The following is a 315-nucleotide window of genomic DNA, read 5'->3' as shown; positions in this document are numbered from 1 at the left end:
ACACAGTGGCGTAGGAGTCAGAGCGCCAACTGCAGATGAGCAAGTAAGCGTGCGTTTTAATTGTAATAGTGCGCGCATCAAACCTTTAAAAAAACCAGGAAGTAATACGCTCAAGCATTGGTTTAAAGATGCAAAAGTGGCTCCTTGGCTGCGTGCTAATGTGCCGTTAATTTTTTATAATGATGACCTAGTACAAGTGGTAGGCTATTTTATAAGTGCTAACCATAGTGATGAAAACGGTATTTATTGGGAGTGTAAATAATGAGTAAGGAGCCGCATGTAGGCTTATCGTTAGTAAATAAAGCACCACAAGGT

General features: G+C 40.6%; 1 protein-coding gene. It reads left to right on the top strand.

Going from position 1 to position 315, the window contains the following annotated elements; all coding sequences use genetic code 11:
- A partial coding sequence (tilS, locus tag AAEY62_RS21375; protein ID WP_350636388.1) for a tRNA lysidine(34) synthetase TilS occupies positions 1-262 on the top strand: 262 nt, incomplete at its 5' end.
- Positions 263-315: the final 53 nt, after the last annotated feature.

It is taken from the genome of Pseudoalteromonas sp. GW168-MNA-CIBAN-0100 (genome assembly GCF_040309225.1).
In the GTDB taxonomy this organism is placed as follows: domain Bacteria; phylum Pseudomonadota; class Gammaproteobacteria; order Enterobacterales; family Alteromonadaceae; genus Pseudoalteromonas; species Pseudoalteromonas arctica.
Note: the sequence above shows the minus strand (reverse complement) of the source record. Positions and strands in the feature narration are given on the sequence as shown.